Here is a 23,065-nt window from a genome sequence, read left to right on the forward strand (position 1 = left end):
TTATTTCTTGAAAATAAAAAAACGTCCTAATTTGGGACGTTTTTTATTATGTATACTGCTGTTTTCTCTTAATAAGCAACAACACCTGTGAAATACAAGCAAGTACTGGCAGTTCAATTAACGGTCCAATAACGAGTGCAAGTGCAATAAGAGGTTCGTCAGGAAAAGCTGTTACAGCAATAGCGAGTGCAACAGGTGAGTTTCTTGCTAAAGTTGTTAAGCTTAAACTTACTGTATCTTTATAAGATAAGTGCATAATGCGTCCGATAAATTGCCCGATTACAAAATTTATGATGAAGAACAATAGAACAGGAATGAGTAATAGTAAAACGACATTTATATTTTGTAGTAAATATTTACCTTGTGATGCAAACATCGCTACGATTGCTAAACTTAAAAATACAATTTGCGCAGAGCTGAAAAACGGAATGAGTTTATTCTCGAGTGTTTCAGCTTTTTTCATTTTATTCATAATGAATTTTGTAGCGTGTGCAAGTACAAAGGGTAAGACGATTACGATAACAATACTTTCTACTAAAACAGAAAGCGCTACAGTCTTCATGACACCAGCAAATAAAAATAAATAAATGGGAAGAAGTAGTACTTGCAATATTAAATTTACAGGCATAATTGCAGTAGAAAGTGCTACATTTCCTTTTGCTATTTCAGTAAAGATTAAGTACCAATCTGTACATGGAGTAACCATTAACATAACAAATCCAACCCAAAGTGCTGGATGATCTGAAAGAAATAGTGCACCTAATCCCCAAGCAAGTAAAGGTGTCCATACAAAATTAATAGTAAGGCTCGTTCCAGCAAATTTTAAATTGCGGAACCCATTTTTTATTTCTTTCAATGGGATGCTGAGGAATAATCCATACAGCATAAAAAATAAGAAGGGGACAATAAATTGCTCTGCATACATATGTATCAAATGAAATTGTCCGAGTACGATGCCGCATGTAACAGCAAAAAGAATAATAAAAGTTTGAATCTTTTCTAAAGTGCTCATGAGTAAATCCTTTCTAAATATGAATTGCCCTCTCTACATCCATTATACAAACAATAAAGTTACAATGGGTATTTTAATTGTATTGGGCTTTTTTGTTTTTGATTCGAGATATTATTTTTTATTTAAAGTTACTTGACTAAAGTAAGTTACTGTATTATAATCACTTACATAAGGTAATTAAATAACAAAAAGTTTTTTGTGTTTGTACTTAAGGTATCTATTGGAACTTTTTACTAGAATAAGAATTTTTATGATGATGAATAATGAATATGATAAGAAAGTTTAGGTGAAGAAAATGGGATTATTTAGCTCATTATTTGGTAAAAAAGAAGAAAATACAAAAGTAGAGGGGAATAAAACAATGTCAAAAGTATTATTTGTAAAAGCAAACGATCGTCCAGCGGAGCAAGCAGTTAGTTCAAAAATGTATGAAACATTTGTAAATGCTTATAAAGAAACAAATCCGAATACAGAAATTACAGAGTTAGATTTATTTGCATTAGATCTTCCTTATTACGGAAATATCGCTATTTCAGGTGGATATAAACGTAGTCAAGGAATGGAGTTAACAGCTGAAGAAGAGAAGGCTGTAGCAACAGTAGATCAATATTTAAATCAGTTTTTAGAAGCTGATAAAGTTGTATTTGCGTTCCCATTATGGAATTTCACAGTACCAGCACCATTAATCACATATATTTCATACTTATCTCAAGCTGGAAAAACGTTTAAATATACAGCAAATGGTCCAGTAGGTTTAGCTGGTGATAAGAAAGTCGTTGTGTTAGGTGCTCGTGGTTCAGATTACTCTTCAGAACAAATGGCTCCTATGGAAATGGCAGTTAATTATGTAACGAATGTGCTTGGATTCTGGGGAATTACAAATCCGGAGACTGTTGTAATTGAAGGGCACAATCAATATCCAGATCGTTCACAACAAATTGTTGAAGAAGGATTAGAAAACGTTAAAAAAGTAGCTGCAAAATTTTAATTTATAATAGCAAATGGAAAAACCAACATGGATGATCATGTTGGTTTTTTAGTCTGTATTCTATGTTAAAAAATGTATAATTATAAAATAAAAGAAAAGTTTGAAAATAGTATTGCAAAATATTATATGACAAACTATAATGAGTTCAAGAATAGTTGATAGTCGAATTTAATATTCAGAAAATTCAATTAGTTAAAAATGGAAAATGAGATAAGGAAATTTGAATGGGGGTTATATTATGGCGAATAAAGTACCGTTTTCGTTCATAGTAGTTATTGGATTAATGTTATTTGCACTATTTTTTGGAGCAGGAAATTTAATATTCCCGGCAATGCTCGGTCAATCGGCAGGAGAGAATGTATGGATTGCTAATGCTGGATTTTTAGTAACGGGTGTTGGATTGCCATTACTAGGTGTACTAGCATTTGGTTTTTCGGGTAAAGATGATTTACAGTCATTAGCAAGTCGTGCTCACCCAGTGTTCGGGATTGTGTTTACAACAGTTTTATACTTAGCGATTGGTCCGTTATTTGCAATACCAAGAACAGGAAATGTTTCTTATGAAATTGGTCTTAAGCCGTTTATGCCAGAAGGATTAGGTTCTACACCTTTAATTCTTTTCACAATTATATTCTTTAGCATCACTTGTTTTTTTTCGCTAAATCCCGCGAAAATTGTCGATATTGTTGGAAAAATCTTAACGCCAATTAAGTTAACTTTTATCGGTATATTAGTAATCGTTGCTTTTATACATCCGATTGGAGATATGCAAGCACCAGTGGAAGCTTATACATCACATGCATTCTTTAAAGGATTCCAAGAAGGATACTTAACAATGGATACACTGGCATCATTCGTATTTGGAATCATTATCATTAATGCAATTAAAGAAAAAGGTGCGAAAACGAAAACACAGATTATGATTGTTTGTGCAAAAGCGACAATCATTGCAGCATCTATTTTAGCAATTATCTATACAGCTCTTTCTTATATGGGTGCTTCAAGTGTTGCAAAGCTTGGACATTTAGAGAATGGTGGAGAAGTATTAGCGAAAGTTTCTAACTACTATTTCGGATCATATGGTGGAGTATTATTAGGGTTAATGATTACAGTAGCGTGTTTAACAACTAGTGTGGGACTTGTATCAGCATGTTCTTCATTCTTCCATAAGTTATTCCCAAATGTCCCTTACAAAGCAATTGCCATCACGCTATGTGTATTTAGTGCAATTGTTGCAAACGTAGGATTAACACAATTAATCGCAGTTTCTGTTCCAGTATTAACAGCAATCTATCCACTAGCAATCGTATTGATTTTCTTAACATTCTTCCATTCATTATTCAAAGGAAGAGCTGAAGTTTACCAAGTGAGCTTAATCTTAACATTTATTATCAGCTTATTTGATGGATTAAGTGCAGCTGGCGTTAACATTGCAGTAGTAAGCCAATTGTTCACTAAATTCCTTCCGATGCAAGAAGTAGGATTAGGTTGGATCTTCCCAGCGATTATCGGTGGATTTATCGGATACGGCATTAGCGTTTTAAAAGGAAAAAATCAAGTTCAACCAGCAGCTAGTGCGAATAAGAAAATAGGTTAAATAAAAAAGTTATAGAACTTGTTTCTATAACTTTTTTTGTTACTATTAATAATGAAAGAAAATAAAGTAGTAGGGGAAATAAAATGAAAAAAACAATTGATCATATTGGCATCGCAGTTCGAGATATAGATAGTACGATACGTTTTTATGAAAAGGTGTTGTTAGGAACTTTAATAGATCGTTACGTAAGTGAAGCTCCTGGTGTTGAAAGCGAAGTAGCCATTCTTGAAGTGGATGGAGATAGAATTGAATTACTTGCACCGACGAATAATACGACGTCTCCAATAGCACGCTTTATTAAACAAAAAGGTAAAGGTGTTCATCACGTTGCGTATCGTGTTGCTGATTTAGATGTAGCTTTAGAAGAGTTAAAAGAACAAGGTATTCGAACGTTAGAGCATACACTTCGAATGAATAAGCACGGTAGAAGATTAATATATCTTAACCCAGCGGATACAGAGGGAACAATCATTGAGTATTGTGATTATCCGGAAGAGAAGTAAAGAAATTTTATGATGGAAGAAGGGTATTGCGTAAAAACGTAATGCCTTTTTTTATTTATGAATTTCACACTTTCTTCACAAATCATTCACGATAACTTTTCTTCTTCAGGAACTTACTTAAATATATTTCATGATATAATAACAGTCGACTTTAAAAATGTAAGTTGTATCTATGAAAGTAGTTACTATTCTATTGGAAGTTTAGAGGTGAGGGAGAAATAAAGAATTATACTGTATAGAAATTTATATTTAATCAGGTTAATATTTAGCCGGAGAATTGAACGTGGGAAGTTAAAGGAATGAAAATATAGTGATGTGGAAGAAAGAAGTGAAATGAGCGTGAAAGTAATGAGAAGGTTAGGGGCATGGCTATTAATTGCATGTGTGCTTATTATATTGATACCAAAAAGTGCATCTGCTCATGCGTACATTGTGAAATCAAACCCTGCTGAAAATGAAACATTGAAGAAAGCACCAGCTGTTGTGAAAATTGAATTCGATGAGGACATACAAGTCTCAAGTTTTAATACATTGTACGTGAGAGATACATCAGGTAAAAGGGTCGATTTAAAAGATGCTCATATTGATAAAAAAAATAAAAAGCTATTAGAAGCTGGATTAAAAGAGAATCTCAAAAATGGTCTCTACTCTATTCAGTGGAAAGTGATTTCTGCTGACGGGCATCCTATTCAAGGAGTTATTCCGTTCCGAATTGGATTAGCGGAAGCTGGAGCAGACGATGTACAAGTAGAAGAGATGGGGTATGTCCCGCAAATAGATATGATTATGGAGCGTGGAGTTCTATATACAGGTTTCTCCTTATTTATAGGAGTGCTATTCTTTAATCTTATTATGTATAAAGGGAATGCAACCTTGGTTCGATCAAGAAGTAAAAAAATAATATGGATCTCATTAATTGGCATATTCATTAGTTTACTATTCAATCTACCATTGCAAGCGAAAATAAATGCTGATGTTTCATGGCTAGAAGCATTTGATCCTGTACTATTAAAAGAAACGTTACAGCTTTCTGTTTTTAGTTACGTATGGCTCACTCAAATGGCTCTTATTAGTTTGCTTATAATTGTTACATATTTTGCGATGAAGTGTGAGAAGTTTTCATCGTTTAAAGTATGGAGCATTCCAATAGTATTGTTCATTGGGATCCTTGTTATGAAAGCATTTAATAGTCACGCATATGGTTTAAAGTTTAAAGAGATTGCTGTCGTTATGGATTTTCTGCATTTATTTGCAGCGTCATTATGGATTGGCGGTCTATCATCCATTATTCTTCTATTACGTAAAGAGGATGACAAGTGGAGTATGTATTGGGATATGATTAAGCGTTTTTCACCATGGGCAACAGGTGCTGTCATCGTGATTTTAATAACAGGTCTTTTTAACAGTACATTCTTTATTCCAACAATCCACTCATTATTTGATACGAAGTATGGATTAGCTTTATTAGCAAAGATACTTTTATTCATTTTCATGGGGATATTGGGAATTGTTCATTATGTGAAAGGGAAAATGAGAGCGAAGCAAGGATTAGGCGCTACAGTGAAAGTAGAATTTATCATTGGAATTATCATTTTCATAATCGTAGCTTTTATGACAAACGTACAAACACCGCTGATGCCTCCTACTGGACCTTTTACAGAGAGCAAACAATTAGATAATGGATATGAACTTACTTTACATGTAAGTCCTAATAAAGTAGGACAAAATACATTTCATATTACTTTAAAGGATGAGAACGGACAACCTGTTACCGATATGGAGCAAATTATTTTAACAACGCAATCATTAGATATGAATATGGGAAAAGGTTCATTTAAAGTTTCCGCCGTTTCACCAGGAGAATACGAAGCAGAAGGTATGTATATTAACATGACAGGAAACTGGAGTATACAAGTGCATGGATTAACAAAATTTCTTGATAGTTTTGATACGGATTATAAATTTATAGTAGGCGGCAGATAAAGCAAAGGTATAGATAAAAAGGAGCTAATAGAAAATGAAACAAATAAAAAAATTGGGTACAACAATGATCGCAACAATAATTGCAATGGGGATTTTTTCATTACCTGTTAGTGCGCACGTTACTGTAAAGCCAGCAACTTCTGACATTGGTTCTTGGGAGACTTACACGATAAAAGTACCAGTTGAAAAGAATGTAGCAACGACAAAAGTTACATTAAAAATACCGTCTGGAGTAGAGTTCCAACAGTATGAACCAGTGCCAGGATGGAAAGTGGAAGAGCAAAAAGATAATGCTGGAAAAGTGAAAACAGTAGTATGGGAAGCAACAGGAGATGGGATTTTACCCGGTCAGTTCCAGCGATTTACTTTCGTCGCTAAAAACCCTGATAAAGAACAAAAAATAGCTTGGGATGCATATCAACTATATAAAGACGGAGAAATTGTTGAATGGGCAGGCGATGAAAAAGCTGAAAAACCACATTCACTTACTACAATTGCAAAAGGTACGTCAGTAACAGGAGAACATGGTGAAGTGTCTAATGTAGAAAAGAATGAAGGTACTAGTAATATGCAATTGATAGCAATTGCCCTATCTATTTTGGCGATTGTATCGTCGGTAGGGGCGTGTGTTTTTGTAGTGCGCCGTAAAAAGTAAAATATGGGAAAGAGCCTACAAACAGTAGGCTCTTTCCCATATTTATTTCACTTCAACCTGCTGCCTTACAGCAAGTGTTTTCGGCTTTATATTTACGAAACAAATACTCACCACAATAAATAATAGTCCGATGAATAAGCTAATCGTAATGGCTTCATGTAAGAAAATTGAGCTTACAATAATAGCGATTAGTGGAATAAGAAATGTATAAGCCCCAACTTTACTTGCTTCACCAGCTCCAACAAGAGTAAAGTATGCAAGCCATCCCATTGCAATAACAAAGAATGAAATAAAGAGTAGTACGCTAACAAATGGTATACTCCAAGCGATACTAGACCAGCTTTCAAACTCTGATCCAAATCCAATTAAGCAGAATCCGCCAATAATAAGCTGCAGTGTTACCATCCAAATAGCATTAACACGGTGCCCAGTTTTCTTAATAAATACTGTGCCAAGTGCCCAGCCAATAGCGCATCCTAACGCGAGAAGGATTCCGATAATAGAAATATGTCTCGTTAAACTACTAGAGCTAATAACACCCACGCCAATAAATCCGAGAACAAGCCCGAAAATTTTTAACCCGTACATAGATTCTTCAAGCCAAATCCATGAGAAAATGCCGAGTAAAACAGGTTGTAGAAATACGATGGCGGAAAATAGTCCAGCGGGCATATATTGAAGACCTACAGTTTGTAATCCGTAAAATATAATGATGTTAAGTAAAGAAGAAATAACGTATAAATGCCAAGTTTCTTTTAAGTGTAACTCTTTGTATTTTGGTAATGCGAACAGGAGTAAAATGAATCCTCCAATTAAAGTTCGAACGCCTGCAAATAAAACGGGTGGTGTATAATGCAGGGCAAACTTAGATAAAGGCCAATTGATTCCCCACATGAAAACGAGAAAGGTAAGGATTATGGCCGTCTTAGTTCGAGAAAGCTGTGTCACGGTAAGACCTCCTTGTTGTTATTCATTTCACTATGATATGATATCGACTGTAATAAATAAAATGAATCTTTTTTATAAGGAGTATAAGTGATTAGTTATGACCATTACACAACTGCAAGTATTAATAAAAACTGTTGAGTTAGGTAGTTTTACGAAGGCTGCTCGGGTGTTAAATATGACGCAGCCAGCGGTAAGTCATGCGATTTCAAGTATTGAGTCAGAGTTAGGAGTTACGATTCTTATACGTGACAAACGAAAAGGGCTAATTGTTACGGATGTAGGAAATAGAATTCTTGTACATATTAGAGAGATTTTGAACGGTGTAGAGAAGATTGAACAAGAAGTTGCGATGGAGAAAGGACATGAAGTTGGGACGATTCGAATTGGGAGTTTTCCGAGTGCTTCTGCACATTTCTTACCGAAAATGATAAATCATTTTAAGGAGAAGTATCCGAACTTAGAAGTCGTTCTTTGTGAAGGAACGATTCAAGAAGTTGAAGATTGGTTAGTATCGAGGGTTATTGATATAGGAATTGTTATTTTGCCTAATAAAGAGATGGAGATTGTCCCATTAACGAAAGGGAAAATGGTTGTTATCTTAAGAGATGATCATCCTCTTTGTAAGAAGGCCTCTATTACAATTAGTGATTTAGAGAATGAACCGATTATATTATGTAAGGGCGGATACGAACCACCCATTATTGATATGTTTAAACAAGCCAACGTACCACTTCGGGCTGAGTATGTAATATCAACCGTTACTACAGCTTTAAACATGATTCAAGAAGGATTAGGTATTGCAATATTAGCCGAATTATCTTTAACAAATTTACCACAGAATGTGCAAACGAGAGAATTGGAACCACAAGTATGGAGAGAAATTGCTTTAGCTGTTCCTTCATTAAAGGATTCTTCAATCGCTGTACAGCTATTTATTGAGGAATTTCAAGCGCTATTTGCAGAATAAAAAGAGGTGTCTCATATATCATAATGGGACACTTTTTAATTTGTTTATAAAAAATCTATGAAAAGGATTGACTTATCTTTTTGTTGTAACTATAATGATTACAACGAGGTGGTGATCACGATGAAAATTAGTAGCCGCTTTTCTATAGCTGTTCATATTTTATCTATTTTGAAAAACAATCCATCTTCACTTTGTACTTCAGACTATATGGCTGAAAGTGTAAACACAAACCCAGTAGTCATTCGCAAAATCATGTCGTACTTGAAACAAGCGGGTTTTGTATATGTAAATCGCGGTCCAGGTGGTGCGGGATTATTAAAGGATTTACATGAAATCACATTGTTAGATGTGTATCATGCAGTAAATGTAGTGGAAGAAGACAAGCTATTTCATATTCACGAACAACCGAATCCAGATTGTCCAATTGGAGCAAATATTCAAGCGGTATTAGAAGTTATATTAATACAAGCACAATCTGCGATGGAAGAAGTTTTGAGAAATATTACGATGAGGCAGTTGTTTGAAACTTTGCAAGAAAAAATGAATGCTTAAATCATATTTATATTTTTTTATCATCGATGTAACTAATTATATTACAACTATAAAGGTAGGGTGTAAAAGTTATGACTGTAAAAATGAAAGTATACTCAGATTTTATATGTCCATTTTGTTTTTTAGCAAAAGGTCCATTAGATGAGGTAGCGAAAGAGAATGATGTAGAGATTGAATGGATGCCATTTGAATTACGTCCAAGTCCATATTCAAAAATAGATCCATGGAATGAGCCGGAAAAATTAGGCTCATGGGATGCTTTCATTCTTCCAACTGCGAAGAAATTAGGAATTGATATGCGTTTGCCACGTGTTTCTCCACATCCATATACACATTTAGCTTTCGAAGGATGTCAATTTGCGAAAGAACGTGGACTTGGAAATGAGTATCATCACCGCGTATTCACAGCATTTTTCCAAGAAGAGCAAAACATTGAAGATATTGATGTTTTAACAAAATTAGCGGTAGAAGTAGGTCTTCCTGAAGCCGAATTTAAAGATGCTTTAGTAACTCGTAAATATAAAAAAATGCATGAAGAAGCAATTCAGCACGCATATGATGAAGCGAATATTATGGCTGTTCCAACTGTCATGATTGGAGAGGAAGTCATTCAAGGGCTTGCTAGTAAAGAAACGCTACAAAGAGTCATTGATAAAGAAATTGAAAAGGATAAAACAATTTCATTTGAAGGTATGCAATGTAATACAGATGGATATTGCTAATTCACTTGTTATGAAATAATAAAATAAATTATAAAACAAATATTTGGAGGAATTAAAATGTCAGCAACTACAACAAACTTAAAAGAAGCAATCGTGAACCGTCGTTCTATTCGTAAAGTAACAAAAAACGATGCAATTACGAAAGAAAGAATTGAAGAAGTTTTAAAAACAGCTTTACACGCACCAACATCTTTCAATATGCAAAGTGGCCGTATGGTTGTATTAATGGATGGAGAGCATGAAAAGTTTTGGGATATTGTTAAAGAAACACTAAGAGCCCGCGTACCAGCAGAAAACTTTGAAGCGACTGTAGAAAGATTAAAAGGTTTCCATACAGGTGTTGGAACTGTATTATTCTTTGAAGATCAAGCAACAGTAGAAAAAATGCAAGAAAATGCACCATTATATAAAGATCAGTTCCCATTCTGGTCTCATCAAGGAAATGCAATGTTACAACATACAGTATGGATGTTATTATCAGCTGAAGGAATTGGCGCATCCCTGCAACACTACAATCCAATCGTGGATGCTGAAGTGAAAGAAACTTGGAACATTCCAGCAGAGTGGAGCTTAGTAGGACAAATGCCATTTGGTGAGCCAAATGAACAATCGGGAGAAAGAACTTTCTTACCTACTGAAGATGTAGTGAAATTTTATTAAGAAATTTAATATATAAAGAGTGAAATAAAAGGAGAGTACATATTAGCTATATATGTACTCTCTTTTCGTATGTAATGTTAAACTCTTATTGCAAGAACAAATTCCTTCATATGAACCGAAGTCTTTCCTTACAATTAAAAATCTATTATGTCTTTGAAATGACAGTAAACATCCCCGTCATGTTTGGTGAGTAATCTTTAAAATCAAATTTCTCATAGAACGATTCTTTACCTTCTGATGCAAACAAACCGACAAATGCCTTATCAGGTGCATTTTCATGTAAGTATGTAACTAAACGATGCATGATTTCTTTCCCGATACCATGTTTCTGGTAGTTCGGATGAACTACTATATCTTGAATATAGAAATAGATAGATCCATCACCAACAATTCTCCCCATGCCGATAATTTTTTCATTATCATTGACTGTCATGCAGTGGATAGAATTTTTCAGTGAAGTTTCCGCCACTTCAAAATTCATATAATCAGTCCATCCAACAGAATCACACAAATATTTGTACTCTTCTAATGTTGGGATGTTATGTTTAAACTCATATGTTTTCAAAATGTATCCTCCAAGCCCTTAAATTTAACAAGTATATACATTCGACATTTCTTTATCTTTTCCTCTTATGTAACTGAATTCCCTTTAGCTATTGAATTTCGTTCAGTTTCCGTATTTGTATTTGTGTTAATTAATAAGAGTTTAGGGGAAAAATATAAGAAATAATGGAAAGGGAAGTGGGAAAATGAATGATGAGAAAAAGTATACAGTGGTAGGTACGGATGTTGAAGAAGTAAAACGTTTAAATGAAAATTCGGGATTATCGTATAATCAAGTGAAAGAATTATTAGCGAAGCAAATGCAAAAAAAGAAGTAATGAAATTGAAATTCTTCATTTTTTCATTTAGCATTCTAATTAGAGAGAGTTATGAGGATAACTCTCTTTTTCAATACAATGGAGCAACTTTTAGAGTGGAGGAAACAACATGAAGAAATGGGTAAAGATAACGCTGTCTATTGCTGGAGGTATTGTTCTATTGGCATGTGCGGGGGGATATTACGTGTATAAAAATTATTTTCCAAAGGAACCTGAGCGTATCGTATATGATAAAGATAGAGTGTTAAAACCGATACATAAACAGTTGAAAGAAATTAACATAGAAAACGTAAAGATAAAAGAAAAAGAAGTCGTAAATGCGACGGTAGATGAGCTTCAAAAAATGGTTGATGATGGGAAATTATCATATGAAGAATTAACGAGTATTTATCTTTTTCGAATACAAGAACATGACCAAAATGGAATATCATTAAATGCTGTTACAGAGATTAATCCAAATGCAATGGAAGAAGCACGAAAGTTAGATAAAGAAAGGTCATTAAATAAAAAGTCGAACTTATACGGCATGCCGGTTATCGTAAAAGATAATGTACAAACGGAAAAGGCGATGCCGACAAGCGCGGGAACTTATGTGTTAAAAGATTGGATTGCAGATGAAGATGCGATGATCGTGAAGAATTTGAAAGAAGAAGGTGCTTTCGTTTTAGGGAAAGCGAATATGTCTGAGTGGGCAAATTATTTATCTTTTACAATGCCTAGCGGATATAGCGGGAAAAAAGGACAAAATTTGAATCCATACGGTCCGATTACGTTTGATACATCGGGATCAAGTTCTGGATCTGCTACAGTAGTTGCGGCAGATTTTGCACCACTTGCAATCGGGACAGAAACGACTGGGTCAATTGTAGCACCCGCGGCGCAGCAATCAGTAGTTGGATTACGCCCGTCACTAGGTATGGTGAGTAGATCAGGCATTATTCCGTTAGCTGAAACACTTGATACTGCAGGACCGATGGCAAGAACAGTAAAGGATGCGGCAACGTTATTTAACATAATGGTAAGTCATGATGAAAAAGATGCTATGACAGAAAAAATGAAAGATAAAAAAAGAATTGATTATACGAAGGATTTATCAATAGACGGATTGAAAGGGAAAAAAATAGGAGTTCTTTTTTCAATAGATCAACAAGATGAAAATAGAAAAGAAGTAGCAGAAAAAATTAGAAAAGATCTTCAAGATGCAGGTGCGGTATTGACTGATGATATTCAGTTAAACGATGAGGGAGTAGATAATCTAAAAACATTAGAATATGAGTTCAAACATAATGTTAATGATTTTCTTTCAAGGCAAAAAAATGTACCGGTAAAATCGTTAGAAGAGATTATAGCGTTTAATAAAAGGGATAGTAATAGACGAATAAAATACGGGCAAACATTAATTGAGGGATCTGAAAAATCTGCTATAACGAAAGATGAGTTTGGAAAAGTAGTGCAAACGAGTCAAGAAAATGCAAGAAAAGAGCTGGATAAATATTTAGTAGAGAAAGGTTTGGATGCTTTAGTTATGATTAACAACGAAGAAGTTCTTCTATCAGCTATAGCTGGCTATCCAGAATTAGCGGTTCCAGCAGGATATGATAACAATGGAGAGCCAGTAGGTGCGGTGTTTATCGAAAAGCAATTTGGTGAAAAGGAACTATTCAATATTGGATATGCGTATGAGCAGCAGTCTAAAAATAGAAAATCACCAAAACTGTAAAAAGGTAAACGACTACAATAAAATATGTTGGTTGCCTAATCTGAAAAGAATCTAACTATATAAAAAGAAAAAAAGGATTCTTCTCAATTAATAAGAAAGATTGTCTATAGAAGCTCATAAAATGTAATATATTCAATTTCCATCCATTGAAGGGGGAGGTTAAATCTTAATGAATGAAGTGAAAAATTTCTTTCGAAGCAGAGGGTTCCAACGGTTTCTCGTTTTAATAATAGTAGCGCTTGTATTATACGGATTAAAAAGTATGATTAATTTAATATTGATTACGTTTATACTGACGTTTTTAATGGATCGGTTTCAACGTTTTATTTCAAAGAAATTGAAAGTGAATCGGAAAATTGTTATCGCATGTTTGTATATAATATTAGTAACTTTTATCGGCACAACATTATATAAATATCTACCTGTGCTAACGATACAAATTTCCCAATTGATTCATCAGTTTAGGTTGTTTTTTCAAAATCCACCTGATAATGAAATCATTAAATATGCACTCTCAACAATTAATGGGATGGAAGTATCAAAATATATAGAACAAGGTGTAGATGTCATATATCAATCGATTGCAAATATAGGAAAAGTTAGTTTGCAAATACTACTCTCTCTTATTTTAAGTTTATTTTTCTTGTTAGAAAAAGAACGCATAATATCATTTACTTCGAAATTTAAAAATAGTAGTCTGAAGGTTTTTTATGAGGAGATTGCATATTTTGGCGAAAGGTTTGCAAGGTCGTTCGGTAAAGTAATTGAAGCACAGTTTTTAATTGCGGTTGTCAATTGTATTCTTACTGTCATTGCATTAATGGTTTTAGGATTTCCACAACTTCTCGTATTGGCTGTCATGATTTTCTTACTAGGATTGATTCCTGTTGCAGGTGTAATCATTTCCTTGTTTCCGCTTTGTATTATTGCTTATAACGTAGGCGGAGTTATATACGTCGTATACATACTTGTGTTCATTACAGTAATCCATGCTCTTGAAAGTTATTTTTTAAACCCGAAGTTTATGTCTGCGAAAACGAATTTACCAATCTTTTATACATTTATGATTCTCATCTTTTCAGAGCATTTCCTTGGAATATGGGGGCTTATTATCGGGATACCAATATTCATCTTCTTATTAGATGTACTTAATGTAAACAATGAGGAATCAATTAGAAAATAGAAAATAACAAATGTTTTCTATGAGTGAACAATGAAAAAGCAATCCAAAATAAAATGGATTGCTTTTTTACTATACATATTAAAGAACAGGAGCCATAGTTTCTTTCAACACTTGAACAGAGTGATCGAATTTTAATTCTTCTTCTTCACTTAATTCCACTTCTAAAATTTCACGAACACCGCTGCGATTTAAAACAGCAGGGACACCGATATAAACATCTTTTTGACCGTATTGACCTTCTAAATATGCCGAAACAGTTAATACACTATTTTCGTCGTTTAAAATGGCCTTAGTAACACGTAGAAGGGACATACCGATACCATAGTAAGTTGCACCTTTTCGCTCAATAATATGGTAAGCTGCATCACGAACGTTTATGAAGATTTTGTCTAAATCTTCTTGCGTGTATGTGTTGTCTTTATCAAGAAGCGTTTGTAGTTTTTGAATACCGACTGATACGTGACTCCAAACAGGAAGTTCTGTATCACCATGTTCACCGATAATATAAGCATGAATGTTATGCGGACCAATATCGAAGTACTCACCTAACATATAGCGGAAACGAGCAGAATCAAGCGTTGTACCAGAACCGATTACACGTTCTTTCGGTAAACCAGATTCTTTCCAAGTTACGTAAGTTAAAATATCGACAGGGTTAGTTGCGATTAAGAAGATGCCATCAAACCCGCTATCCATAATACTGCGAACGATTTGTTTAAAGATTTTTGCGTTTTTCTCAACTAAATCTAAACGTGTTTCACCTGGCTTTTGCGGTAATCCAGCCGTAATGACTACAAGATCCGCATCTTTACAATCTTCGTAGCTACCTTTCCATACTCTAGTTGGAGCTGGTGCAAAAGGAACAGCATGACTTAAATCCATCGCTTCTCCTTCAGCTTTTGCCTCGTTTACATCAACTAAAACAAACTCTTCAGCTACAGCTTGGTTAATCATGCAGTAAGCATAACTACATCCAACCGCTCCTGTTCCTACTAATACAACTCGGTTAATACCTTTTTTCATTTCAAAATTCCTCGCAATTTCATTGATTTTATTATGTAAGATAATACGTCTTACTTCTATAGAGTCATATCTAGTTTATTACATTTTATAAAAGATATTCAAGTAATTGAAAATGTATCCGTGCAATTCTTTGCATGAAACATAGGAAGTAAGTTAACTGAATATAATGCAATAAAATCCTTTATTGAAGGGGAAAAAGGCATGATGCAGCCATTAACGATGGAAAGAATGCTTCGTATTATTAATGTGGGGCTCGTTAAAACGAATAACCCAAAGCAGGTTGTTATTGCTGGTGCAGGGATTTCGGGATTAGTTGCAGCATCGTTATTGAAAGAAGCAGGTCATAACATAACAATTTTAGAAGCGAATAACCGAATAGGCGGAAGAATATATACGATGCGTGAACCGTTTAGCAGAGGTTTATATTTTAATGCAGGGCCGATGCGAATTCCTGGAACACACGAGTTAACTTTAGCTTACATTCGTAAATTTAAATTACCGTTAAATCTGTTTATAAATAAAACCGCTTCAGATATTATTTATACGAATAATATTAAAACGAGGTTGAGCTTGTTTGAAAAAAATCCAAGTATACTTGGATATCCCATTTTAGAGAATGAAAAAGGAAAAACGGCAGAAGAGTTAATGTTAGTAGTATTAGAACCAATCCTTAATTTTATAAAAAAGGATCCTAATATAAACTGGTTTATCGTTGAAAAAAAGTATAAAGCATATTCGCTTGGCTCCTTTTTAATTGAGTATTATTCAGACGGAGCAATCGATATGATCGGTGTACTTCTTGATATGGAAGCATATATGGGAATGTCTTTAATTGAAGTATTACGTGAAATGATCTTTTTTACTTCAACGACAAAATATTATGAGATAACGGGTGGAATGGATGTATTACCAAATTCATTTTTACCGGAGTTAAAAGATAATCTTTTTATGTCGTATAAAGTAGAGAAAATCATACAAGAAGATAATAAAGTAATGTTACAAGGAAGTCATGAGCATACGTTAAAGCAATTTACAATAACAAGTGATAGTGCTATTATTACAATTCCATTTTCAGCGTTACGCTTTGTAGAAGTTCAGCCATCTCATTTATTCTCTTATTTTAAAAGACGAGCAATTCGTGAGTTAAATTATATTGCTGCAACTAAAATTGCGATAGAGTTTAAAAGTAGATTTTGGGAGAAAGCGGGACAGTGTGGCGGTAAATCGATTACAGATTTACCTATACGATTTACATATTATCCGAGTTATGGTATCCATACTCCAGGTGCATCCATCGTTTTAGCAAGTTATACGTGGGCAGATGAGGCATTAACATGGGATAGTCTCTCGCAAAGAGATCGTATTCGTTACGCATTAAAAAATTTAGCGGAAATATACGGTGACATCGTCTATAGTGAGTTTGTTACTGGATCATCTTTTAGCTGGAGTAAAAATCCGTATTCTTGCGGCGCATTTACAGCTTTCGAACCGGGGCAAGAACTCGAGTTATTTCCGTATATTACATCACCAGCTGGAAAAGTACACTTTGCAGGAGAGCATACGACATTAACACATGGGTGGATGCAAGGAGCAATAGAGTCTGGAATTAGAGTTGCGTATGAAGTAAACGAACGGTGAAGATATATTTACAAATCACTATTCTTTTAATAAAATAATAAATATAAATCGTAATTATTACGCTTTGAATACGTTTGAAATAAAGAAATGGATGGTCAATCACATGAATAAAGTAGAAATTCATATATTAGGTGGCTTTTTAGGAAGTGGAAAATCAACATTATTACAAAATTTATTGTTAGCGGAAAAAAAGAAGAATAGAAAAGTTGCAGTATTAATGAATGAAATTGGTGAATACTCGGTAGATACAGATATTATTGGAAAAGAGAATGTTTTAAGAGAACTTCTGAAAGGATGTATTTGTTGTACGCTAAAAGAAGAGCTTGAAATACAGTTGCATTCGTTATATCAGCAAGAAAGACCAGATGTCATTTATATAGAAACGACAGGTGTTGCGCATCCAATAGAAGTGTTAGATGCATGTGTATCACCAATTTTAGCACCTTTCTTAGAAGTGAAATCAATTGTAGTCGTTTTAGATGCAGTAAGATGGTTAAATCGAAGTGTATTAAGTGCAAACGTTCAGCAATTATTGCATGAGCAACTGAAGTTTGGTAGCCACATTTTAATTAATAAATCAGATTTACTAACAGGTGCGGATAAGAACAAAGTAATAGAAGCAGTGAAAGCAATAAATAATCATGCGAAATTGTTTGAAACAAAATATTGTAATATATCTTTAGAAGACATAGAAGAAGCTGAATTTACGAATGACGTGGAACATGAGACATTACATGTAAAACAGCATTTACATATACAAACGATGACATATCAATTTACGAAATCGATTGATCAAGACAATTTATATGAATGGCTTTCAAAGTTACCAGACAGTATTTATCGTGTAAAAGGATTTGTGAAATTCCATGGAGATAAATACCCGTACCTATTCCAATATTCATTTGGGGTACCAACTTTACTGGAACAAGACTTCGGTTTCCCGACGAACTTGGTAGTAATAGGGGAAGGGCTAGATAAGAAACAATTGGCTGAAGGGTTAGAGAAAGTAGAAAATAATTCTAATTAAGATTAAAGGGTGCTGCCCCATAAGTTGGTGAAAACGACTTATGGGGGAGTCCTTTTATTTTTTATGAGTAACCATTCAGCTACTTATATTCATGATAAATAGTCTTTTTAGTATTTTCGTTTTCCAAGAGAAACACTTATACTAGTACTAGAGTCTCTTCTAAACTCAATTTTGCGACCATCTAATTCTATTGTTCGAGAGCTTGCAGTAGGGTTTTTAATTAAACTATATAGATAATCTGTTTTAGTTGGTAGTAGTGTGTTTAGAATTTTTTTCACCGGCTCATTTAATACAGAATCATCACTATGAATAGACATTCTATATGCGCTGTCATCATAAGGAGAAAAATTAAAATACATAATGCCATCATATGTATGACCAGTTTTAGTATATACATAGTTATAATCGGTTTTTAAAAATCCAGAATCAATCAATATATTCTCAATTTCTTTGTACTTATCCTCATCTTTTGCAGGAATAGAATCAGGAACAAAATAAGGGCTTACATTAATTGCTTTATACATAAACGTTGCAAATTGTTCTCTTGTTACATTCATTTCTCCCCCATATTGATAGTTTCCAATTCCTTTTGTAATACCATTACTATACAATGAACGAACAGCGTCTGTTGCCCAAAAATTATTTGGAACATCATAGAAAAGGTCGTTTGTTTTTACAGATAGATGAAACGCTTTTTGTAAGATAACAGCCATTTCATATCGAGTTAATGTATCATCTGGTCTAAATTTGTCAGTGCTACTGTCCCCTGTCATAATTCCTTTTTGAGCAACTGCTTTAATATTGTTTTCAAACATATGCCCATGAATATCAGAGAAATGTTTACTTGTAGATCCGGTATTTTCTAGTTTTAAGTATCTTGAAATAATCGCAGCTACTTGTCCACGAGTTACATTGTCCCCAAATCCAAATTTTCCGTTACCATAACCACTAATGACCTTTTTTTCAGTTAAGTAGTTAATCGAATCTTTAGACCAGTGCTCCATTGGAACATCGATGAAATGTTCAGTTTGTGCATGAGCATTCGTTGCGCCGAATAATGTGGCGGTAATTAAGCCTGTTGCAAGTACATGTTTAAAATTCATTATGATTCCTCCTAAGTATATAAAACAATATTTTCTCACTCATATCCGTTACTTTTAAGTGATAATCAATTATATATTATATTAGTATATTTCGATTTTGTAAAATAAGGATTTACTTTCGTGATATTTCTTAAATATATATGGTGTTATGTGAGGGAGGTAAGTGTAAAAAACTCAACTGACGAGGGCGTTTATTCATTCTGATTAGGAATGTGTTATAAAATTCTCACTAATTAGTAGCTAGTCAACAGAAGCCAACCTTTGTTGGGATATAGAAAAACACTTGCAGATTTTGTCTAACGATAATAATTGCAAAATTCAGAAATTTATTTATAATCAAATCTAAGAGGTGATTCAGGTGTCAGAAAAAATAATAATGGATGTAAAAAATCTAACAACAAAAGGGTTAGAAACGAGAGAGAAATTATTGTGTGCTGCAGAAGAGGTATTTGGTAGTAAAGGATATTACGAGGCTTCTATCGTGAATATTACACAAGAAGCAAAGGTAGCGCACGGAACTTTCTATAATTACTTTCCATCTAAAAAAGATATATTTGATGAATTGATTCGCAGATTGAACCGTGAGTTACGCTTAATTATTAAAGAAGAAATGAAGGGAATATCAAGTTATGAAGAGGCACAAAGAAGAGGTTTTCAGGCTTTTTTTCGGTGGGTGAAAGATCGACCTAATCTATATAATATTGTACAACAGGCAGTAGTTGTTGATGATAACTTATATAGATGGTACTATGCAAAGCTCGCAAATGGATTTTTAAAAAGTTTATCGGCTGGTATGGAAGCGGGAGAGTTTAAACAACTTGATAAAGAAACAATTGCGTATTGTCTTATGTCAATTGGACAATTTCTAGGAATGCGATGGGGTTATTGGGAAGAGAAAGATGTTCCGGAAGATGTATTTGAAGCGGCGATGTCATTAATATTTGAAGGATTGAGAAAGAGATAAGGGAGTGGAGGAAATATGCAAGGCATTGCTTATTGGATTGAAAAACGGTCCTATTTACATCCAGATCGCATTGCCATTATTACAGAAGAGGAGGAAATAACATATAAACAGTTACATGAGTATGTAAGTAAAGTAGCAGCCTATTTAATTTACGACTTAAATGTGCAAAAAGGAGAAAGGATAGCCATTTTATCACAAAACAGCTTGGAATATATTGTACTTTTGTTTGCTATAGCAAAGGTAGAATGTATTGCTGTTCCACTTAATATACGGTTAACAGAAAATGAACTTAACTTTCAGTTAAAGGATAGTGGAACTACAGTTTTATTTGTAGAGGAGACACTTCAAAATATGGCAATGACAATGCATAAGGTATCGTATGTTCAAAGAGTTATTTTGATTAAAAGTTTAAAAGAAATAGAAGATAGAAAAAGTGACAACTTTGAAGAGATAAATGAAAGCGCATCCTTTATTATATGTTATACATCAGGTACAACAGGAAAACCGAAAGGAGCCGTACTTACACAAGAAAATATGTTTTGGAATGCGCTTAACAATACATTTGCGATTGACTTAACTATGCACGACCGCTCTATTGTATTATTACCTTTATTTCATATTGGTGGAATTGGTTTATTCGCATTTCCAACTTTATTTGTAGGTGGTGTAATCATTATTCCAAGAAAATTCGAACCAACAACAGCCCTTTCCATGATAGAAAAACATAAAGTGACTGTGGTGATGGGAGTACCTACAATTCATCAAGCATTGATTAATTGCCCAAAGTTTGAAACTACAAAATTACAATCAGTTCGCTGGTTTTATAACGGTGGTGCTCCATGTCCAGAAGAGTTGATGAGAGAATTTATAGATAGAGGATTTTTATTTGGTCAAGGCTTTGGCATGACTGAAACATCACCAACCGTATTTATGCTTTCAGAAGAAGATGCAAGACGTAAAGTAGGTTCAATTGGAAAACCTGTTCTGTTTTGTGATTATGTACTTATTGATGAAAATAAAAATAAGGTTGGAATCGGTGAAGTTGGGGAGTTACTTATAAGAGGGCCGAATGTAATGAAAGAGTATTGGAATCGACTAGATGCAACAAAAGAAATAATTCAAGATGGTTGGTTATATACGGGAGATTTAGCTAAAGTTGATGAAGATGGTTTTGTATACATTGTCGGTAGAAAAAAAGAAATGATAATTTCCGGTGGTGAAAATATTTATCCACTTGAGGTAGAGCAGGTCATTAATAAGATTTCGGAGGTATATGAGGTAGCGGTCGTTGGCAGGCAACATGTAAAGTGGGGGGAGATTCCAATCGCTTTTATTGTGAAAAAGAGTAGCAGTGAATTAACTGAAAAGGAAGTCATTGAACATTGTCGTTTATTTCTAGCAAAATATAAAATACCGAAAGAAATTGTTTTTCTAGAGGAATTGCCCAAAAATGCAACTGGTAAAATTCAAAAAGTACAGTTAGCAAATCAATTGAAAAGCAGGTGAAGAGATGACGATGTATAGCACTGGTCAACAGGCATCATGTAGTAAAACAATAACAGAAACAGATTTTGTATTATTTGCAGGTTTGAGTGGGGATTTTAATCCAATTCATATTGATCATGAGTATGCGAAACAAACTAGATTTAATCAAAGGATAGCACATGGTTTACTAACTTCTAGTTTATTATCACAATTACTTGGGATTCATTTACCTGGAAAAGGATCCGTTTATATGGAACAAACTATTAAATTTACAGCACCAGTTTTTATAGGAGATACAATTACAGCTACGGCTACAGTGCAAGAATTTATGATAGAAAAGAGAGTTTTGAAATTGTTAACTGAATGTCATAATCAAAAAGGAGATTTAGTATTGACAGGTGTAGCGACGATGATGGTGCCAAAAGAAGGAGGGGTAGTCTAATGAATATTGGGGTTGAAACGACTGGTGTTTTCTTCCCAAAAGACGTAGAGACGGCTGCAGATTTATCTAAGAAAACAGGCATCCCTGAGAAAATTATTATAGAAAAGTTTGGTTTATATGAAAAACATGTCGCAGACGAAACGATGCATGCATCAGATTTAGCTATTGCTGCTGCAAAGCCAATCTTATTACAAGTAGATCCTCAATCTATTGATGTAGTCATTTATTTTGGCAGTCCACATAAAGATTACCACGTATGGTCAAGTGCCCCAAAAATTCAGCATGAACTTGGATTGAAAAATGCTTATGCTTTTGAAATTATGAATGTTAGTTCTTGCTTTCCTATTGCTCTCAAAGTCGCAAAAGATATGCTCTACTCCGATAACTCAATTGAAAATATATTATTAGTAGGTGGATGTAAAGAATCTCAAATTGTAGATTATGATAATCCACGCTCACGTTTTATGTTTAATTTCGCTGATGGCGGAAGCGCAGCTTTAGTGAAAAAAGATGCTAGCAACGGTGAAATATTAGGAAGTGCGATTATAACAGATGGTTCATTTCATGAAGATGTACGTATTCCAGCAGGTGGATCAAAGCAGGTTGCGAGCTATGATACAGTTGAGAATCGACAACATTATATTGATGTAATAGATCCTAATAGTATGAAAGAACGTCTAGACCGGGTTTCAATCCCTAATTTTGACAAGGTTATTCGGGAGGCGTTAAGAAAAAGTGGATTTACTCCTAAAGATATTAAAGTATTGTTACCATTGCATACAAAACGTTCTATGTTAATAGAATTGATACAGGGGCTAGGGCTAACAAAAGAACAAGTTGTATATTTAGATCATTATGGACATATGTCAGCGCTTGATCCTTGCATTGGTCTTCACTTTGCAAATGAACAGGGAAAATTACAGCCTGGAGATATTGCAGTAGTAGTTAGTGCAGGGACTGGGTATACGTGGGCAGCGACTGTGATTAGGTGGTAGTAAAGATGGATTTTATC

General features: G+C 34.1%; 23 protein-coding genes. 18 read left to right on the plus strand and 5 right to left on the minus strand.

Features of this window, described 5'->3' with window-relative positions:
- Positions 1 to 46: 46 nt before the first annotated feature.
- Entirely contained in the window at positions 47 to 1,012 is a 966-nt protein-coding gene (locus tag AAG068_RS09290) for an arsenic resistance protein (RefSeq protein WP_342719039.1), read from the minus strand.
- 295 nt (positions 1,013 to 1,307) lie between these two features.
- Here AAG068_RS09290 and AAG068_RS09295 point away from each other — a divergent pair, with 295 nt between their 5' ends.
- From AAG068_RS09295 to AAG068_RS09315, 5 genes are all read left to right on the plus strand, one after another.
- On the plus strand, positions 1,308 to 2,000 hold the full coding sequence (locus AAG068_RS09295; RefSeq protein ID WP_342719040.1) for an FMN-dependent NADH-azoreductase: 693 nt from the start codon (positions 1,308 to 1,310) through the stop codon (positions 1,998 to 2,000).
- A gap of 238 nt (positions 2,001 to 2,238) precedes the next feature.
- Complete coding sequence (gene brnQ / locus AAG068_RS09300) at positions 2,239 to 3,597, plus strand: branched-chain amino acid transport system II carrier protein (RefSeq protein WP_342719041.1); 1,359 nt, start codon at positions 2,239 to 2,241, stop codon at positions 3,595 to 3,597.
- Between the two features lie 83 nt (positions 3,598 to 3,680).
- Positions 3,681 to 4,100, plus strand: coding sequence for a VOC family protein (locus AAG068_RS09305; protein WP_342719042.1), 420 nt, complete (start codon positions 3,681 to 3,683; stop codon positions 4,098 to 4,100).
- Between the two features lie 333 nt (positions 4,101 to 4,433).
- Positions 4,434 to 6,083, plus strand: coding sequence for a copper resistance CopC/CopD family protein (locus AAG068_RS09310; protein WP_342719043.1), 1,650 nt, complete (start codon positions 4,434 to 4,436; stop codon positions 6,081 to 6,083).
- A 34-nt stretch (positions 6,084 to 6,117) separates the two neighbouring features.
- Positions 6,118 to 6,738 carry a YcnI family protein gene (locus AAG068_RS09315; RefSeq protein ID WP_342719044.1) on the plus strand — a complete coding sequence of 207 codons (621 nt, stop codon included), beginning with the start codon at positions 6,118 to 6,120 and terminating at the stop codon, positions 6,736 to 6,738.
- A gap of 42 nt (positions 6,739 to 6,780) precedes the next feature.
- Here AAG068_RS09315 and AAG068_RS09320 read toward each other — a convergent pair whose 3' ends face one another.
- Complete coding sequence (locus AAG068_RS09320) at positions 6,781 to 7,686, minus strand: DMT family transporter (RefSeq protein ID WP_342719045.1); 906 nt, start codon at positions 7,684 to 7,686, stop codon at positions 6,781 to 6,783.
- 97 nt (positions 7,687 to 7,783) lie between these two features.
- Here AAG068_RS09320 and AAG068_RS09325 point away from each other — a divergent pair, with 97 nt between their 5' ends.
- From AAG068_RS09325 to AAG068_RS09340, 4 genes are all read left to right on the plus strand, one after another.
- Complete coding sequence (locus tag AAG068_RS09325; protein WP_342719046.1) at positions 7,784 to 8,653, plus strand: LysR family transcriptional regulator; 870 nt, start codon at positions 7,784 to 7,786, stop codon at positions 8,651 to 8,653.
- 120 nt (positions 8,654 to 8,773) lie between these two features.
- Positions 8,774 to 9,205 (plus strand): Rrf2 family transcriptional regulator, encoded by a 432-nt coding sequence (locus AAG068_RS09330; RefSeq protein ID WP_342719047.1) that lies wholly within the window; start codon positions 8,774 to 8,776, stop codon positions 9,203 to 9,205.
- Between the two features lie 71 nt (positions 9,206 to 9,276).
- Positions 9,277 to 9,927: a DsbA family oxidoreductase gene (locus AAG068_RS09335; protein ID WP_342719048.1), complete on the plus strand. Its 651-nt coding sequence runs from the start codon at positions 9,277 to 9,279 to the stop codon at positions 9,925 to 9,927.
- A 57-nt stretch (positions 9,928 to 9,984) separates the two neighbouring features.
- Positions 9,985 to 10,587: a nitroreductase family protein gene (locus AAG068_RS09340; RefSeq protein WP_342719049.1), complete on the plus strand. Its 603-nt coding sequence runs from the start codon at positions 9,985 to 9,987 to the stop codon at positions 10,585 to 10,587.
- Between the two features lie 145 nt (positions 10,588 to 10,732).
- On the opposite strand, the gene AAG068_RS09345 is transcribed toward AAG068_RS09340, so the two are convergent.
- A complete protein-coding gene (locus AAG068_RS09345) occupies positions 10,733 to 11,152 on the minus strand; it encodes a GNAT family N-acetyltransferase (protein ID WP_342719050.1) in 420 nt (139 codons plus the stop codon).
- Between the two features lie 184 nt (positions 11,153 to 11,336).
- On the opposite strand from AAG068_RS09345, the gene AAG068_RS09350 reads away from it, so the two are divergent.
- From AAG068_RS09350 to AAG068_RS09360, 3 genes are all read left to right on the plus strand, one after another.
- Entirely contained in the window at positions 11,337 to 11,468 is a 132-nt protein-coding gene (locus AAG068_RS09350; RefSeq protein WP_000997338.1) for a hypothetical protein, read from the plus strand.
- Positions 11,469 to 11,577: 109 nt separating this feature from the next.
- Positions 11,578 to 13,188: an amidase family protein gene (locus tag AAG068_RS09355; RefSeq protein WP_342719051.1), complete on the plus strand. Its 1,611-nt coding sequence runs from the start codon at positions 11,578 to 11,580 to the stop codon at positions 13,186 to 13,188.
- Between the two features lie 169 nt (positions 13,189 to 13,357).
- A complete protein-coding gene (locus AAG068_RS09360; RefSeq protein ID WP_342719052.1) occupies positions 13,358 to 14,371 on the plus strand; it encodes an AI-2E family transporter in 1,014 nt (337 codons plus the stop codon).
- 78 nt (positions 14,372 to 14,449) lie between these two features.
- On the opposite strand, the gene AAG068_RS09365 is transcribed toward AAG068_RS09360, so the two are convergent.
- Positions 14,450 to 15,394 (minus strand): L-lactate dehydrogenase, encoded by a 945-nt coding sequence (locus AAG068_RS09365; protein WP_263703781.1) that lies wholly within the window; start codon positions 15,392 to 15,394, stop codon positions 14,450 to 14,452.
- A gap of 201 nt (positions 15,395 to 15,595) precedes the next feature.
- Here AAG068_RS09365 and AAG068_RS09370 point away from each other — a divergent pair, with 201 nt between their 5' ends.
- Positions 15,596 to 17,032, plus strand: a complete 1,437-nt coding sequence (locus AAG068_RS09370) for a flavin monoamine oxidase family protein (RefSeq protein ID WP_342719053.1) — start codon at positions 15,596 to 15,598, stop codon at positions 17,030 to 17,032.
- 103 nt (positions 17,033 to 17,135) lie between these two features.
- Positions 17,136 to 18,059 (plus strand): CobW family GTP-binding protein, encoded by a 924-nt coding sequence (locus tag AAG068_RS09375; protein ID WP_342719054.1) that lies wholly within the window; start codon positions 17,136 to 17,138, stop codon positions 18,057 to 18,059.
- A 107-nt stretch (positions 18,060 to 18,166) separates the two neighbouring features.
- Here AAG068_RS09375 and AAG068_RS09380 read toward each other — a convergent pair whose 3' ends face one another.
- Positions 18,167 to 19,162 carry an S-layer homology domain-containing protein gene (locus AAG068_RS09380; protein ID WP_342719055.1) on the minus strand — a complete coding sequence of 332 codons (996 nt, stop codon included), beginning with the start codon at positions 19,160 to 19,162 and terminating at the stop codon, positions 18,167 to 18,169.
- Between the two features lie 358 nt (positions 19,163 to 19,520).
- On the opposite strand from AAG068_RS09380, the gene AAG068_RS09385 reads away from it, so the two are divergent.
- The 4 genes from AAG068_RS09385 to AAG068_RS09400 are packed head-to-tail and all read left to right on the plus strand — an operon-like array spanning position 19,521 to position 23,048.
- Positions 19,521 to 20,126, plus strand: coding sequence for a TetR/AcrR family transcriptional regulator (locus AAG068_RS09385; protein ID WP_001290799.1), 606 nt, complete (start codon positions 19,521 to 19,523; stop codon positions 20,124 to 20,126).
- A 15-nt stretch (positions 20,127 to 20,141) separates the two neighbouring features.
- Positions 20,142 to 21,632 carry an o-succinylbenzoate--CoA ligase gene (locus AAG068_RS09390; RefSeq protein ID WP_342719056.1) on the plus strand — a complete coding sequence of 497 codons (1,491 nt, stop codon included), beginning with the start codon at positions 20,142 to 20,144 and terminating at the stop codon, positions 21,630 to 21,632.
- Positions 21,633 to 21,636: 4 nt separating this feature from the next.
- A complete protein-coding gene (locus AAG068_RS09395) occupies positions 21,637 to 22,053 on the plus strand; it encodes a MaoC family dehydratase (RefSeq protein ID WP_002071359.1) in 417 nt (138 codons plus the stop codon).
- Positions 22,053 to 23,048, plus strand: a complete 996-nt coding sequence (locus AAG068_RS09400) for a 3-oxoacyl-ACP synthase (RefSeq protein ID WP_342719057.1) — start codon at positions 22,053 to 22,055, stop codon at positions 23,046 to 23,048. The genes AAG068_RS09395 and AAG068_RS09400 overlap by 1 nt, the downstream gene beginning before the upstream one ends.
- Positions 23,049 to 23,065: the final 17 nt, after the last annotated feature.

The sequence above is a fragment of the Bacillus paramycoides genome, from assembly GCF_038971285.1.
Lineage (GTDB): Bacteria > Bacillota > Bacilli > Bacillales > Bacillaceae_G > Bacillus_A.